General features: G+C 64.1%; 17 protein-coding genes. 6 read left to right on the top strand and 11 right to left on the bottom strand.

Annotated features, from left to right (window positions below; genetic code table 11):
* Positions 1-6 precede the first annotated feature (6 nt).
* From AiwAL_RS07105 to AiwAL_RS07095, 3 genes are all read right to left on the bottom strand, one after another.
* The gene (locus tag AiwAL_RS07105; protein ID WP_262312413.1) at positions 7-495 is read right to left on the bottom strand and encodes a GNAT family N-acetyltransferase; all 489 of its coding nucleotides are present in this window, start codon (positions 493-495) and stop codon (positions 7-9) included.
* A gap of 260 nt (positions 496-755) precedes the next feature.
* On the bottom strand, positions 756-1079 hold the full coding sequence (locus AiwAL_RS07100) for a chaperone modulator CbpM (RefSeq protein ID WP_235703586.1): 324 nt from the start codon (positions 1077-1079) through the stop codon (positions 756-758).
* Positions 1076-2002, bottom strand: a complete 927-nt coding sequence (locus AiwAL_RS07095; RefSeq protein ID WP_262312412.1) for a J domain-containing protein — start codon at positions 2000-2002, stop codon at positions 1076-1078. Before AiwAL_RS07095 ends, AiwAL_RS07100 begins: the two co-directional genes overlap by 4 nt.
* Positions 2003-2340: 338 nt before the next feature.
* On the opposite strand from AiwAL_RS07095, the gene AiwAL_RS07090 reads away from it, so the two are divergent.
* Together AiwAL_RS07090 and AiwAL_RS07085 are read left to right on the top strand one after the other, a co-directional pair.
* Positions 2341-2802, top strand: a complete 462-nt coding sequence (locus tag AiwAL_RS07090; RefSeq protein WP_262312411.1) for a MarR family winged helix-turn-helix transcriptional regulator — start codon at positions 2341-2343, stop codon at positions 2800-2802.
* Positions 2803-2977: 175 nt separating this feature from the next.
* Positions 2978-3490: a hypothetical protein gene (locus AiwAL_RS07085; RefSeq protein ID WP_262312410.1), complete on the top strand. Its 513-nt coding sequence runs from the start codon at positions 2978-2980 to the stop codon at positions 3488-3490.
* 60 nt (positions 3491-3550) lie between these two features.
* Here AiwAL_RS07085 and AiwAL_RS07080 read toward each other — a convergent pair whose 3' ends face one another.
* The 5 genes from AiwAL_RS07080 to AiwAL_RS07060 form a co-directional block, all read right to left on the bottom strand.
* Positions 3551-4444 carry a hypothetical protein gene (locus tag AiwAL_RS07080; protein ID WP_262312409.1) on the bottom strand — a complete coding sequence of 298 codons (894 nt, stop codon included), beginning with the start codon at positions 4442-4444 and terminating at the stop codon, positions 3551-3553.
* A gap of 64 nt (positions 4445-4508) precedes the next feature.
* The gene (locus AiwAL_RS07075) at positions 4509-4985 is read right to left on the bottom strand and encodes a hypothetical protein (RefSeq protein WP_262312408.1); all 477 of its coding nucleotides are present in this window, start codon (positions 4983-4985) and stop codon (positions 4509-4511) included.
* Positions 4986-5281: 296 nt separating this feature from the next.
* Positions 5282-5908, bottom strand: a complete 627-nt coding sequence (locus AiwAL_RS07070) for an NAD(P)-binding domain-containing protein (RefSeq protein WP_235703593.1) — start codon at positions 5906-5908, stop codon at positions 5282-5284.
* Positions 5909-5963: 55 nt separating this feature from the next.
* The gene (locus AiwAL_RS07065) at positions 5964-6719 is read right to left on the bottom strand and encodes a GNAT family N-acetyltransferase (protein ID WP_262312407.1); all 756 of its coding nucleotides are present in this window, start codon (positions 6717-6719) and stop codon (positions 5964-5966) included.
* Between the two features lie 48 nt (positions 6720-6767).
* Positions 6768-7247 (bottom strand): OsmC family protein, encoded by a 480-nt coding sequence (locus AiwAL_RS07060; RefSeq protein ID WP_235703595.1) that lies wholly within the window; start codon positions 7245-7247, stop codon positions 6768-6770.
* Between the two features lie 81 nt (positions 7248-7328).
* On the opposite strand from AiwAL_RS07060, the gene AiwAL_RS07055 reads away from it, so the two are divergent.
* Together AiwAL_RS07055 and AiwAL_RS07050 are read left to right on the top strand one after the other, a co-directional pair.
* Positions 7329-7985, top strand: coding sequence for a DUF3667 domain-containing protein (locus tag AiwAL_RS07055; RefSeq protein ID WP_262312406.1), 657 nt, complete (start codon positions 7329-7331; stop codon positions 7983-7985).
* 31 nt (positions 7986-8016) lie between these two features.
* Complete coding sequence (locus AiwAL_RS07050; protein ID WP_262312405.1) at positions 8017-9048, top strand: sulfotransferase family protein; 1032 nt, start codon at positions 8017-8019, stop codon at positions 9046-9048.
* Here AiwAL_RS07050 and AiwAL_RS07045 read toward each other — a convergent pair.
* Positions 9043-9651 carry a LysE family translocator gene (locus AiwAL_RS07045; protein ID WP_235703598.1) on the bottom strand — a complete coding sequence of 203 codons (609 nt, stop codon included), beginning with the start codon at positions 9649-9651 and terminating at the stop codon, positions 9043-9045. The two genes, AiwAL_RS07050 and AiwAL_RS07045, sit on opposite strands and share 6 nt — an antisense overlap.
* 301 nt (positions 9652-9952) lie before the next feature.
* Between AiwAL_RS07045 and AiwAL_RS07040 the strand changes: the two genes are divergently transcribed.
* A complete protein-coding gene (locus tag AiwAL_RS07040; protein WP_262312404.1) occupies positions 9953-11170 on the top strand; it encodes a polyhydroxyalkanoate depolymerase in 1218 nt (405 codons plus the stop codon).
* Between the two features lie 219 nt (positions 11171-11389).
* Here AiwAL_RS07040 and AiwAL_RS07035 read toward each other — a convergent pair whose 3' ends face one another.
* Together AiwAL_RS07035 and AiwAL_RS07030 are read right to left on the bottom strand one after the other, a co-directional pair.
* Positions 11390-11788, bottom strand: coding sequence for a hypothetical protein (locus tag AiwAL_RS07035; RefSeq protein WP_262312403.1), 399 nt, complete (start codon positions 11786-11788; stop codon positions 11390-11392).
* A gap of 46 nt (positions 11789-11834) precedes the next feature.
* Entirely contained in the window at positions 11835-12476 is a 642-nt protein-coding gene (locus AiwAL_RS07030; RefSeq protein WP_235703601.1) for a TetR/AcrR family transcriptional regulator, read from the bottom strand.
* A gap of 78 nt (positions 12477-12554) precedes the next feature.
* On the opposite strand from AiwAL_RS07030, the gene AiwAL_RS07025 reads away from it, so the two are divergent.
* Positions 12555-13190, top strand: coding sequence for a glutathione S-transferase N-terminal domain-containing protein (locus tag AiwAL_RS07025; protein ID WP_235703602.1), 636 nt, complete (start codon positions 12555-12557; stop codon positions 13188-13190).
* Positions 13191-13204 lie beyond the last annotated feature (14 nt).

The raw sequence follows: 13204 nt of genomic DNA, 5'->3' as shown, positions 1-13204 counted from the left end.
GCGGGTTTAGGTTTTGTCAGCAATCGGCTTCATCATTTCCAGTCCATGTGGCGCGAAGCCAGCATCGGCATAAAAACGTTGGGCGTTGGGATTCTCCGCCAATACGTACAGCATAAGACGGTGAACGCCCCGAGCCGCGGCAATACGCTCCGCCTCGACCATAAGAGCTTTTCCGACCCCGGAACCACGCATGGCTTCCTGGATGAATAGGCTGGAAATATAACCATACGATCGCACGTCATCTCGGATAAAAACATCGTCTTCTTCGAATAGGAGGAAGAGATGACCGACGACTCGTCCATCGAGTTCCACAACCAGCGCGCTGCCGCCCTTTGCGGCAATATTTCTCCAGGCGCCCTCCAAAGACTCCAATGCGCCCTGATGATCAGTCCGTCGATCGTCCGAGATCGCGTGTTCATATCGATTCAAACCCAGAAACTGCGACAACAGGGCATCATGATCGTCTGGAGCGGCGGGGCGAATGAGGAGGGACATGGCTTCAAATAAGATGACAGACGGTTCAGGCCGAGGGTATGAGCGTTACGTTGGCGCGGAGCCAGTCGGCCAATCGCCCGAACTCGAACGTGTCGGCCTGATAAAGACCGATGATGAATGCATTGTCCGTCATTCGGTCAATTTCTTGTAAAGCGGCCCGAATTTTCCGTGGCTCGCCTGATAAGCGGCCATGATATCGGCGCGGGGTCTACCCTGCTTGCGCTTTTCGATCAGATCGCGGGTTTGGGATGTCACGGGGGTCAGAGTTTGGCGAGGTGGTCGGCGAGGGTTCGGCGAAGGTCGTCCGGTGCGGTGCGGGCGATGGCGTCGCCGAGTTCGGCGATGCGGCGGCGCAGATCATAGAGCTGGTCGAGCAGCGAGAGAACGACGGGGAGCGCGTCCTCGTTGACCTGAAGATCGTCGCGCAATTCACGGATCAGGCGGACCCGCGCGACATCGATGTCGCGGAAGACGTAGTGCCCGGCATCGCGGTCGGGCCGGACCCATTGATTGCCGATCCAGCGTTCGATGTCCTGCCGGTGCAGGCCGGGAAGCCGGGTGATGAGAACCTCGATGGTGATCATGGGCCTGGCTCCATCGCCGCGCGCGGATTGGCGGGGTGTTCGGGCTTCCAGTCGCGCAGAAAGGCTTCGAGCGCGGCGTCGGGCTGGCCCACGACGACGCGCAGCGTGGCGTAGAGATCGCCCTCGCTTTGGCCGGCATGGGCGGGAACGCCACGGCCGCGCAGGCGAAGCTCGGTGCCGGTATCCGAATGGGGCGGCACGCGCATCCGCACCTTGCCGCCGGGGGTGGGGATTTCGACCGGACCGCCGAGCACGGCTTCGGCGAGAGTGACCGGCAGGTCGAGCCGGATATCGTTGCCGTCGCGCCGGAAGATCGGGTGCGGGGCGATGTGGATTTCGATCAGCGCGTCGCCCGAGGGACCGCCGTTCCAGCCGGCGGTACCCTGGCCGCGCAGGCGGAGGATCTGACCGTCCTCGGTGCCGGGCGGGATGCGGACGTCGAGGGTGCGGCCATCCGGCAGGGTGAGGCGGGTGGTGGCGCCGTTGACCGCATCGAGAAAGCCGGTGGGCAGGGTGTAGCGCTCGTCCTGGCCGCGAAGAGGACTATCGGTGCGAGGCCGGGCGCCGGCGCCGAACATGGTGCCGAAGATGGATTCGATGTCTTCGGCGTTCCAGGCGGTTTGTTGCGGGCCGGACGGGCCGTAGCGGCGGCCGGGTTCGGCCTCGGCGTAGTCGCGGTATGAGGGATGCTGAGGACGTTCCTGGCCCTGGGCGTCGATTTCGCCACGATCGAAGCGGGCGCGCTTTTCGGGATCGGAGAGGATTTCGTTGGCGGCGGTGACGGCTTTGAACCGGGCCTCGGCCTGGGCGTTGCCGGGGTTGAGGTCGGGGTGGTGCGCCTTGGCGAGCTTGCGGAAGGCACGGCGGATATCGTCCTGGCTGGCATCGCGCGCGACGCCGAGAGTTTGGTAGGGATCGTCCACGGTTGCTCCTCATCGGTTCGCGACGCGCCGATGGATGTAATCATGGCTATGCGGTGGTGTCACGGGGTGGAGCTGGTGATTGATTTAGAGCGTGATCGGTTCAAGCCGATCACGCTCTACTCATATTTTGGCGAGCAAGTTGGCCGGTTTTGATCGAACCCCATGGTTCAATCAAAACCTACCCTGCTCTAGCCGCGGCGCGTGCCTTCGATCGCTCCGGTGCGGTGACCGTGGACGTGTGGACGCCATGATTATATATGCATATGCAAGGAGACGCGATGATCGCCAGCGATTCCGATGATGCGCCGTGGGTGTCGATTCCCGCCTCGGATAGGCGGATGATCGGCGGGGTGGATATCCGCGATGTCGCTGGATGCACCTGTTTGCGGCTGCGCCGCGCGGGCCGAATGGCGACACAGATTTTCGACACCCATCTTCAGCCGGCCGGGCTGACGGTCGGCCAGTTCGGCGTCATGGCACAGGTTTACGGCTGTTCGCTGTGGCGCCCGCCGATGACCATGAAGGAGCTGTCGACCATCGTCGGCATGGACCCGACAACCCTCAACCGAACGTTGAAGCCGCTTGAGGTCCAGGACCTTGTCCGCATCGAGCCGGATCGCCGCGACCGTCGCGCACGGTGTATCCGCTTGACGATGTCCGGGCGAGACCGTCTTGCCCAGGCCATGCCGTTATGGCGAGCGGCCGATGACGAGCTGCACCGGACGGTGGGCGCCGAGGCCACTCTGGCGCTGAGCGGCCTGCTCAGTCTGGCGGGCGAAAAGCTGCGCAAGCCCGAATAAAATAATAGTTCTGGACGGGGGAACTGGCCCAGGCTATTAGCTGCATATACAGCTTTTAAGGGGCTGCATGCCGTCTGGCTGAATCAACCATCGGTACTGGCTCCGGCGGATCAACGCGCAACGAGAGACGGATGCCGGGTGGCCCAGGCGTTCGCCGCGGGCAAGGAGGGCGGGCATGCTGGTGAAAAACATCTTCCTGATCGACATGGCGCTGGGCTATCTCGCCTGGGCGTTGTGCATCGCGACTTACGTCTGGCCGCGGCTGCGGGCGATGGATCAGGTCGAGGCGCAGCGCGCTATCGCCACGCTGCACAGTTTCCGTTTCTTCGGCCTGGTCTTTCTGCTGCCCGGATTCGTCGGGCCGAACCTGCCGGCGGCCTTCGCGATGCCGGCGGCTTACGGCGATTTCGCCACCGCGCTGCTCGCAATCCTCGCGCTGCTGACGGTGCGCGTGCGCTTCCTGTTCTGGCCGCTGGTCTGGGCGTTCAATCTGGTCGGCCTCGCCGACCTCGTCATGGCCACGGTGCACGCGATCGGCCTGGATCTGCCGTCAGTGGCCGGCCAGCTCGGGGCGGGTTACGCGATCCTCATTCTCTACGTACCTGCGCTTTTCTGGACGCACCTCCTCGCGTTCTGGCTGCTGCTGCGACCCGCGCGCGCGCCGAGGTTGATCGCCGCGACTGAATAACCGAGAACGGTGTGACGGGCGGGCTGAAACTGACCCGGTCGGTTTGGATCTGACCCACTGCTAATTTTTCTGCAAGCGGCACATGAAATCGTATGATATGCCGTTTTTGGCTGGGTTCCTGACCTTCTGAGGATGCACGGGACAGTCGCGATACCCGCTCTTGCGAAGAATTATGTCCGCCAAAAGCTCGCGTGATTCCTGCATGACGGTGTCTGTCATGGAAAAGGTTTGTCTGGTGCCATTGACGTATATCCGGGCGCCGCTCGGGATTGATTCGAGCCGGATCAATTCAGGGGGAGACGGTTCGAGGGAACACTTGATGCACAGCCGCAATGTGAACCATACTCTATCAACTGTTTTCCTATATATTCCCGGAGTCGCTTGCGCATTCAGGGCCTCAACGTAGGTCTTCGTTGAATGCTGATGCGCGAGACTCGTGAACGGGCGGTAAAAGCGTCCATTGCGCTCAAGTACGAGTGGAATCACTCGGTTGCGAGTCATTCCCTTTTCCGTGGCCATCGTGAAATCGGTGAGGGCCGCAAATGGCGCGGCTGGGAGCGACAGATGATATACGCCTTCGCGTGGCGAGATCGTCGTCTTGGCGTGGATAAGTTTCTTGAGAAGAACAGCGTGCCCCCGGAGATGGAGATCAAGCTTGGGGTCGTACGGGAACATGGTTAGATCGAGAGATTCCGTCTGGATCACAAGTTTTTCGGAGCGGCCCGGAGTGATGTCGATTTTGTAGATTGGCCTTTCGACGAGTTGCGGAATCCCGATATCTATGTGCAGCGCCTTCGTATTGCGTCGTATGACGAATTCCGACGGTAACAGCGCGCGAAGCTTGCCGCCGACATAGATCATCGGAAGCGGCAGATGCCCTTCATTCTGAAGAAAAGCAGCGAGTTTCCGTTGCCTTGCGAATCCGGTCCAATCGAGATTGATCGATAGCGTCAAGGGTGTTTCCGCCGCACGCGCGGGTGGCAATAGTGCGAGAGCGAAGCAGACCGCAAATACAAAATTACGCATTGTCTTCTTTTGGGGTGACAATTTTCTTGCGATTGTCAATAAAGATCGTGGAAATAAAGAAGGCAACAAAAATTGCGGCGATGATGAGAGTCAACGCCTGAAAATAATAGTCGTGCAAATGTCGATAATCAAATGCACCACCCACCAACTGAGCGGCAATTTCCAAATGACCGAAATATGCATAGAACAATGACACACCACTAGAAAGGGAGAAGAGAAGAAGTGTTAAATACTGAAGGCAACGTATACAACCGGAAGTTGCCAGTCTGTCCTTGGCAAAATATCCAACGAGCGCGAAGAGCGCTAGGTCAAGCGTGACCATGAAGTCGATTAGATGTTCGAAAACGCCCGGTACCATTACCTGAAAGTCGCCACCGGTAACATCGGCGCGGGCAGGAAAGACAAAGACAAGGGAAAGCAGAGCGATGCCGATAATAACGGATACCAAACGCTCTGGCCGGGGGTGCATCTAGGTGATGTAACTCCGTTGTTCGCCTATTGTGAATCCGGGCAGGCCAAAAAGGAGGCTGGACGTTTCGAAAACGAAAATCCAGATTCGATGCGGAGTCAAGCGCATTTTTCCGATTCGGACATTTCTCATCATTGAAAATAGAACGATACTCGAATCATTACTCGAAGGTCACCACAAAGGGATATTTCGGGGATTATGAATGAACCCCGCACTGTCGCCTTTATAGTTCGATGATGATGCCGCACGGGTTCGCGCGCTCCGCCTCGACTCTTCCCGCCTCGACTCTTCCCGCCTCAACTCTTCCGCATCACCGCGAAGGCGAAGTTTGGGCCGGCGCCGCGATACAGTGCCTGGTCGACCCACAGCATGGCGAGGGGTTCGAGCAGGCGGGCGATGCGGAGCGGGCCGGCGTCGATCGGCTCGAAGCCGAGGTCTCGGGCCAAGGTCATGACCGACGGTTTACGGTCCGCGTCGTCGCCGGCGACGAACATCGCGGGCGCGGTTCCGTAGCCGGAGAGATCCGCCATGTTGGCGGCGCCGGTGGTGTTGAACGCCTTGAACACCGAGGCGCCCTTCGCCCACTGGGCGACCAGCTCGCCGCCGGAGCGGTCATGGCCCAGGGCGAGGCGGAGTCCCTCCGCGGTCATTTCGAGCGGGTTGGTGCAGTCGATGACGATCCGGCCGGACAGATCGCCGAGATCGCGGATCGCGGCCTCGGTCGCTGGCCAGGGGGTGGCGAGCACGACCGCCGCGGCGCTCGCCGCCGCCTCGGCGGGCGTTGCGAGGCGATTCGCCGGCAGGTCGCGGTATTTCGGATCGGCCGGCGCGCGCACGCCGAAGCGCACGTCGTGGCGGCGCTTCAGCCATCCGTTGCCCAGGGCGGCGCCGACATTGCCCGCGCCGATGATCGCGATCCGCATGGTTCCGCTCCTTCGCCTGTCGCGGCGCCGACCTTAACGGGCCGGCGCGCCGGATTCACGTTAAAACCGTATCCCGGAAGGCGGCGAGCCTGGCGCGCTGGGTGCCGTCGGGAGAAAAATTGTCGGGCGCGAGCCAGGCTTCGAAGGCAGCGCGGATCGCGGGAAATTCGCCGTCGATGATCGAGAACCAGGCGGTGTCGCGGTTGCGGCCCTTGGTGACCATCGCCTGACGGAAAATCCCCTCGAAGCGGAAGCCGTAGCGCGCGGCGGCGGCGCGGGAGGGTGCGTTCAGCGCGTCGCATTTCCACTCGTAGCGGCGGTAGCCGAGTTCGTCGAAGACGCGGCGCATCATGAGGAACATCGCCTCGGTCCCTGCCCGGTTGCGCATCAGGGCGCGGGAAAAATTGATCGAGCCGATCTCGATCGATCCGTTCGCGGGGTCGATCCGCATATAGGAGGCGAGGCCCAGGGCGCGGCCGGTGGCGTGGTCGACGATGGCGAAGGCGATCAGGTCCTCGGCTGAAGCCGCGCGCTCGATCTCATGGTCGAATGCAACGCGGTCGGCGGGCCGTTCGGTCCAGAGATAGGTCCAGTCCCGGTCGTCGGGGGCGGCCATGAAGGACGCGAACAGATCGTTAGAGTGGCGGGCGGGGTCGAGCGGTTCGACGGCGCAGTAACGCCCGGTCATCGGTGTGCGCGGCGGGGCGATGCGCGGCGTCCAGTCCGGCAGGGGCGCGCCGATCGGCTGGCCGTAATGGTTGGTGCGATGGGTCATGACGGCGAGGATAACGGCAATGTTTGCGGCCGCCAACCCGCGCGCATACCAAATCTCATGAGTCGGGGCTCGTGAGATTTGGTATTAGCCGGGAGCGACGATGATGGTGGGGTCGTGGCGGATCGGGGTTTTGAGCGAGCGGGCGATGAAGCAGTGCTCGTTGGCCTCGTGGTGGAGCGCGCGGGCGGTTTCGGGGTTTGAATCGGCGGCGATGGTGACGGTGGGGCGGAGCAGGATGCCGGCGAACTGGCCGGCGCCGGAGGGTTCCTCCTCCATCGTGGCTTCGGCGGCGTCCTCATAGGCGAGGACGGTGACGCCGGCGACGGCGCAGAGATGCAGATACCAGAGCTGGTGGCAGGCGGAAGCCGAGGCGAGCAGCAGCTCCTCGGGGTTCCAGCGCGCGGGGTCGCCGCGAAACGCCGGGTCGGACGAGGCGAGGATGGCGGGCTTGCCGGCGGCGGCGATCTCGTGGTCGCGCGCGTAGCCGCGATAGCTCCGGGTCCCCTGCCCGGTATTGCCGGTCCAGCGCAGATTTGTGCGGTAGTGATGGGTTTTCGTTGGCATGGCGGCTCTCCGGCGGTCGATGCTATAGGCGATCGGATCCGGCCCTGCTTAACGCGGGGTTCCAATCCTGACGAGGCCGAGATGGATCATGTCCCGCATGAAATGGACGCCGGAGTCGGGGCGCTGGCGGGCGATGCGTGCCTGAATTGCGGGACGGCGCGGGTCGGGCCGTGGTGCCATGAATGCGGGCAGCACGCGGAGGCGGTGCACCGGTCGGTGAAGCGGCTGGCCGTGGAGGCGGTCGAGGCGGCGCTGGAAACCGATGGGCGTTTTCTGCGGACGGTGCGGCGGCTGGCTTTCGATCCGGCGGGGCTGACGCGGGATTATCTGGCGGGAAAGCGGGTGAGCCAGTTCGGGCCGTTCAAGCTGTTCGTCATCGCGCTCGTGCTGTTCCTGTTTTTCGCGAATACCCATGTGTCGGTGATTTTCGGCGTTCCGAAGACCAGGGAAACCGCCGCCATGCCGGGCTGGCTTTTGCGCGCGCGCGCGGTTCTCAATGCGCATGGCGCGCAGGTGTTGCGCGAACTGCGCCACAGCGCGGAGCTGTTCGCGTTTCTGACCGTGCCGGTCGGGGCCGCGGTGCTGCGGCTGATCTTTCCCCTGCGGCGCGGCGTCTACCGGACCTCGAAAGCGGGGACGGTGGTGCGGATGCTGCTGCTCGGGACCGGCACGGCGATCGCCTATTCGGCGCTTGCGACGGTCTGGCTGGCGGCGGCGGCGCTGCTCGCGCTGGCTTGATCGGCGCGCGATGGCGGGCGAGATAGAGGGCATGTCGGAGACACTTTCGGCGCGGCGGCAGGCGATCCTCGTGCTCGGGATGCACCGGAGCGGCACCTCCGCGCTGACCAGGGTGCTCGGCCTGTGCGGCGCGGCGCTGCCGGAACGGCTGATGGATGCGGCGCCGGAGGTCAATGAACGGGGATTCTGGGAGCCGCGCGAAATCGTCGCCCTGCATGAAGAGGCGCTCGAAGCGGCGGGCTCGGTCTGGCACGATATCCGCCCCCTGCCCGGCCCATGGTTCGAATCGGCGGCGGCGGCGGCGTTTCGCCAGCGGCTGGCGGCGCTGCTGGACGAGGAGTTCGGCACTGCCGCGCTGCCGGTGGTGAAGGACCCGCGACTGTGCCGGCTGCTGAATTTGTGGCTGCCGGTGCTGGGAACCCTGGATATCGCGCCTTGCGTGGTGATTCCGGTGCGCAATCCGCTGGAAGTGGCCGCCTCGCTGCGCCAGCGGGAGGGTTTCGGCGCGGCGAAATGGCTGATGCTGTGGCTCGGGCATTTTCTGGCGGCGGAGCGGGAGTCGCGCGAATTGCCGCGCTGCTTCGTGACCTATGAGCAGATTCTGACGGATTGGCGCAGCGTGGTGGAGCGGATCGGCGCGGTGCTCGGGATTGCGTGGCCGCGCGCACCGGGCGCGGCGGCGCCGGAGATCGAGGCGTTCCTTTCGGGCGCGCTGCGGCATCATGCGCGCAGCGACGATGCGCTGGACGATACCGTGCCGGTGTGGATCAGGGATGTTTACGATTGGGCGCTGGCGGCTTGCCGAGGCGCCGAACCGGATGGCGCGGCGCTCGACCGGATCGGCGCCGAAATGGCGGGGACGATGGCGGCGTTCGGGCCGGTGATCGGCGAGCTGGATGGGGAAATCGAGCGGAAATCGGCGGAGCTGCGGCGCTGGATCGATGTCGCGGTGGAGCGGTATGCGCTGATCGAGCAGTTGCAGACGGTTGCGGCGACACGAGAGACGGCGCGGCCGACGGGGACGCTGCAGGCCATGCTGCACCGGCTGCGCGGCAAATCATAGAATATCGAGAAGCGCGGCGAGGCCGAAGCCGATCAGGCAGAGCGCGGAAAGCTGGCCGATGCGCTTGCGGGCGGCGGGGCCGATGACATGGTGCAGCCGGGCGATCAGGCTGACGAGGCCGAGCCACCACAGCATCGAGCCGGCAAGGACGCCGAGCGTGGTTTCGGCGACCGCTTGTGCGCCGGAACGCATGCCGGGCGCGAAGGCGGCGAACATGGCGGCGAAGGTGAGCAGAGTCGGCGGGTTCGCCAAGGTGAGCGCATAGGCGCTGGCGAAGGCGGCGCGGATCGAGCCGGCGCCGGTGGTCGACGGATTTTCGGCGAACGGGGCGAACCAGAAGCGGGCGCCGATCGCGATCAGGATAAGCCCGGCGACCGCCTGGATTATGGCCTGATGGGCATGGAGGAAGGCTGCGAACAGCCCGGCGAGGCCGAGCGCCGCGGCGAAGGCGTAGGTGGTATCGGCCAGCGCGATGCCGGCGCCGGTGGCGAATCCCCAGCGTGGCCCGTGCGCCAGGGTGCGGCGCATGCAGATCAGGCTCATCGGGCCGACTGGAGCGGCGACCGCGAGGCCGAAGCCGATGGATTTGAGGAAAATCAGCAAGGATGGAGTTCCGCTTTGTCGCCGTTCCGCATGTCACGCTTTCCTTTTTTATAAAAATCATTCAATCTCGAAAAATTATCGCTCAAGCGTGACGGGCGCGGCACATGCGGGAGCGCGCAACCGGGACCGATAAACAGAAAAGCTGAAACAGGATGGCAATGCAAAGCAGAATTGTGCCCAGGCGATTAACGATTACGTTCGCGCGGCCCCACATGCGGTAGCGGAAGCTCGATATCCTCCCGGTAAACCATGCGGTGTCTCTTTCTGTCATGCGCCGCTCATTTCAAGGCGATTTTCACCGATGATGTATGATTGGTATCAGACGCAGGAGGATCTGCTCGATCCGCTGCGGCTCATGGCCCGGAATTTCGCACCGGTCATGGAGCTGTTCAGCCCGGCCCGGCCATTCGCCACCATGGCGCGGGAGATGCGCGCGGCGCTGGAGCTGTTCGGCAATAGCGGAATTTCGCATCAGCGGCCGCCATTCGGGATCGGCAGCGTCATGGTCGGCGATCGCGAGGTCGGCGTGACCGAAGAGGTGGTGCAGGCGACGCCGTTCGGCGATCTGCTGCATTTCCGCAAGGCGGGCGATCCGGTCCAGCCGCGCGTGCTGATCGCGGCCCCGCTATCCGGCCATTTCGCGACCCTGCTGCGCGATACCGTGCGGGTGATGCTGGCGGATCACGATGTCTACGTCACCGACTGGCACAATGCGCGGGATATTCCGCCGGGCGCGGGACGGTTCGGGTTCGACGATTACGTGGCGCATATCATGACGTTCCTGCGGCGGCTCGGGCCGGGCGCGCATGTGGTGGCGGTGTGCCAGCCGGCGGTCGCGGTGCTGGCGGCGACCGCGCTGATGGCCGAGGATGGCGATGCCGCGACGCCGCGCAGCATGACCCTGATGGGCGGGCCAATCGACACCAGGCGCAACCCGTCCAAGGTGAACGCGCTGGCGAAGACGCGGGATATCGGCTGGTTCGAGCAGACCATGATCACCACCGTGCCCTGGCGCTATGCCGGGGCCGGGCGCGCGGTATATCCGGGGTTCATGCAGCTCGCGTCGTTCGTGTCGATGAATCTGGACCGGCATATCGGCGCGCATCTCAGGCAGTTCCGCGCGATCGTGACCGAGGATGCGGCGAGCGAGGCGGCGCATCGGCGGTTTTACGACGAGTATCGGGCGGTGATGGATCTGACCGCCGAATTCTATCTGGAGACGGTGGAGCGGGTGTTCCAGCGCCACGACCTGCCGCGGGGAACCCTGGTATGGCGCGGCCGGCCGGTGCGGCCGGAGGCGATCGGCCAGACCTTCCTGTTCACCGTGGAGGGCGAGCGCGACGATATCTGCCCGCCCGGCCAGTCGGAAGCGGCGCTCGAACTTTGCTCCGGGCTCGCGGCGGCGCGCAAGCGCAGCCATGTGCAACCGGGCGTCGGGCATTACGGGGTGTTCAGCGGATCGCGCTGGGCGGGCGAGATTTATCCGCGGCTGCGCGAGGTGATCGCGCTGAGCGATTGACGCCGCATCGGCCGGGCCTGTTACAATTGGTCGGGTTGCGAAACCGCCGGATTACATCGCGCCGGTTAGCTATGATGCTTCAAGCCCAGGCTTTGGGCGGGGTTCAAGCGCCATGGGAGGAAGCGGAATGGCAAAGCGGATTTTCGCGGCGGCTCTGGTCGTCGGGATGGGGATCACGCTGTCGGGCTGCGTGATCGTGCCCGGACGGCCGGGCTGGTGCTACTGGCATCCGTATCGCTGCCGGTAAGCGGGGGCCGCAAGCGGATAGAGGGTGGTGCCGGCATTGACCAGGGTGCCGCCGCCTCTCAATGCGACGCCGACCACGGCACCGCCCTCGATCAGGCCGGCGTTGCTGACCAGCCCGTAGGTGCCGTCAACGCCGATCGCGCGCTGGCCGCCGGCAATCGTGCCGCTGTTGGTCACCGCGTCGCTATTGGTGAAGTCGACAGCGTAGGCGGCGCCGGTTGCGGCGGTGATCTGCCCCTGGTTCCGCAGGCTGTCGGCCCCGAGGCCGGTGACGCTGCCGGTGATGGCGATGTCGTTGATGAGGCCGGCGGAGGTGCCGAGGCTGACGCCGCCGGTGAAGCAGTTGCGCGCGCAGGAATGTCGCCTGCGCATCGGTCTCGACGCCTTCGGCGACCACCGAGAGGCCGAGATGCCGGTGTCAGCCGGTCGCTGCCGGTTTGCCGCAGATGACCCCCACCGCCTTGCGGGCGAGTTCCCGCAATTCGGCGCGCGGAGTGCCGGAGCGCGCGCGGATGGCGATGGTGTGCAAGGTGGCGGAAGCGAGGATGGCGAGGGAGGCTGGGTCGGCATCCTGTCCGATTTCGCCGCGCGTTTGCGCGGCGCGAATCCGCGCCTCGAAATTTTCGTCGAGCGTGCGGAGCCCCGCCGCGAAGGCGGCGCGGATTTCCGGGTCTTCCACGGCCTCCGCCGTCGCCGTGCCGATCATGAAACAGCCGCGCGGCGGGCCGTCGCCGGGAAAATACATCGACAGAGCCTTCTCGTAGATCAGCATCAGGGTCTCGTCCAAAGGCCGGTTCTGGGCGAGCGCTTCGCGCATCGCAGCACCGGCGAGCTGCCGGTAATGGTCAAGCGATTTGAGATAGAGCGCGTGCTTGTCGCCGAACGCCGCATAGAGGCTCGGCCGGTTCATGCCGGTCGCCACGGCAATCTCGTCGAGCGAGGTGTTGGAATAGCCGGCCTTCCAAAAGGCATCGATGGCATGGCGAAGCGCGGTTTGCGGATCGTAGGCGCGGGGACGTCCGCGCCGCTTCGGTTCCGTGCCGGAAGTTTTTTGTACCATTTCGCAAAAAATCCTTGACCGCGCTCTCGTGATGATAGATATTATGCGAATTGGTACATAATTCAATGGAGAACGATCATGCAGCTTTATTTCTCGCCGCTTGCCTGCTCGATGGCGTCGCGCATCGCGCTTTACGAGGCCGACGCTCCGGCGCGGTTCATCGAGGTCGATCCCAAGACCAAGCGCACCCTCGACGGCGAGGATTTCCGCGCGGTCAATCCGCTCGGGCTGGTGCCGGCGATTCGCACCGATGACGGCGAGGTGCTCACGGAAAACGCGGCGATCCTGCAATATATCGCCGATCGGTTTCCGGGGGCGGCTTTGGCCCCGCGCGAGGGCATGGCCCGCTCGCGCCTGCATCAATGGCTGTGCTTCATCGGCACCGAATTGCACAAGGCGCTGTTCAACCCGCTGTTCGATCCGAACATGCCGGAGGAGGCGAAGGCGCGGGCCCTGGAGAAAGGCGACCTCCGGCTTGCCTATCTCGACGGTTATCTGGGCGGGCGGGAGTTTCTGCTCGACCGGTTCAGTGTGGCGGATGCCTATCTCCTGACCGTTCTGAACTGGAATATCGCCACACCGGTGGATCTCAAAAGATGGCCCGAGGTGCAGGATTATTACATGCGGCTGAAGCAACGCCCGAGCATCGCGCGCGCCCTGGCGGAAGAGCACGCGCTTTATGCCGCGGAGCAGGCGCGCCACCGGGCCGCGTGAGCGATGCGGAACCG

It is taken from the genome of Acidiphilium sp. AL, assembly GCF_025499445.1.
GTDB lineage: Bacteria > Pseudomonadota > Alphaproteobacteria > Acetobacterales > Acetobacteraceae > Acidiphilium > Acidiphilium iwatense.
The sequence above is the reverse complement of the archived record's forward strand: the minus strand, read 5'-3'. Positions and strand labels throughout refer to the sequence as shown.

Bases quoted from the DNA above. Each gene is read 5' to 3' on its own strand.
- AiwAL_RS07040 (WP_262312404.1), top strand. From the start codon at position 9,953: ATGATGTATGATTGGTATCAGACGCAGGAGGATCTGCTCGATCCGCTG.
- AiwAL_RS07025 (WP_235703602.1), top strand. From the start codon at position 12,555: ATGCAGCTTTATTTCTCGCCGCTTGCCTGCTCGATGGCGTCGCGCATC.
- AiwAL_RS07055 (WP_262312406.1), top strand. From the start codon at position 7,329: ATGGATCATGTCCCGCATGAAATGGACGCCGGAGTCGGGGCGCTGGCG.
- AiwAL_RS07075 (WP_262312408.1), bottom strand. From the start codon at position 4,985: ATGCACCCCCGGCCAGAGCGTTTGGTATCCGTTATTATCGGCATCGCT.
- AiwAL_RS07035 (WP_262312403.1), bottom strand. From the start codon at position 11,788: ATGCGCAGGCGACATTCCTGCGCGCGCAACTGCTTCACCGGCGGCGTC.
- AiwAL_RS07060 (WP_235703595.1), bottom strand. From the start codon at position 7,247: ATGCCAACGAAAACCCATCACTACCGCACAAATCTGCGCTGGACCGGC.
- AiwAL_RS07030 (WP_235703601.1), bottom strand. From the start codon at position 12,476: ATGGTACAAAAAACTTCCGGCACGGAACCGAAGCGGCGCGGACGTCCC.
- AiwAL_RS07070 (WP_235703593.1), bottom strand. From the start codon at position 5,908: ATGCGGATCGCGATCATCGGCGCGGGCAATGTCGGCGCCGCCCTGGGC.
- AiwAL_RS07050 (WP_262312405.1), top strand. From the start codon at position 8,017: ATGTCGGAGACACTTTCGGCGCGGCGGCAGGCGATCCTCGTGCTCGGG.
- AiwAL_RS07105 (WP_262312413.1), bottom strand. From the start codon at position 495: ATGTCCCTCCTCATTCGCCCCGCCGCTCCAGACGATCATGATGCCCTG.
- AiwAL_RS07100 (WP_235703586.1), bottom strand. From the start codon at position 1,079: ATGATCACCATCGAGGTTCTCATCACCCGGCTTCCCGGCCTGCACCGG.
- AiwAL_RS07090 (WP_262312411.1), top strand. From the start codon at position 2,341: ATGATCGGCGGGGTGGATATCCGCGATGTCGCTGGATGCACCTGTTTG.
- AiwAL_RS07085 (WP_262312410.1), top strand. From the start codon at position 2,978: ATGCTGGTGAAAAACATCTTCCTGATCGACATGGCGCTGGGCTATCTC.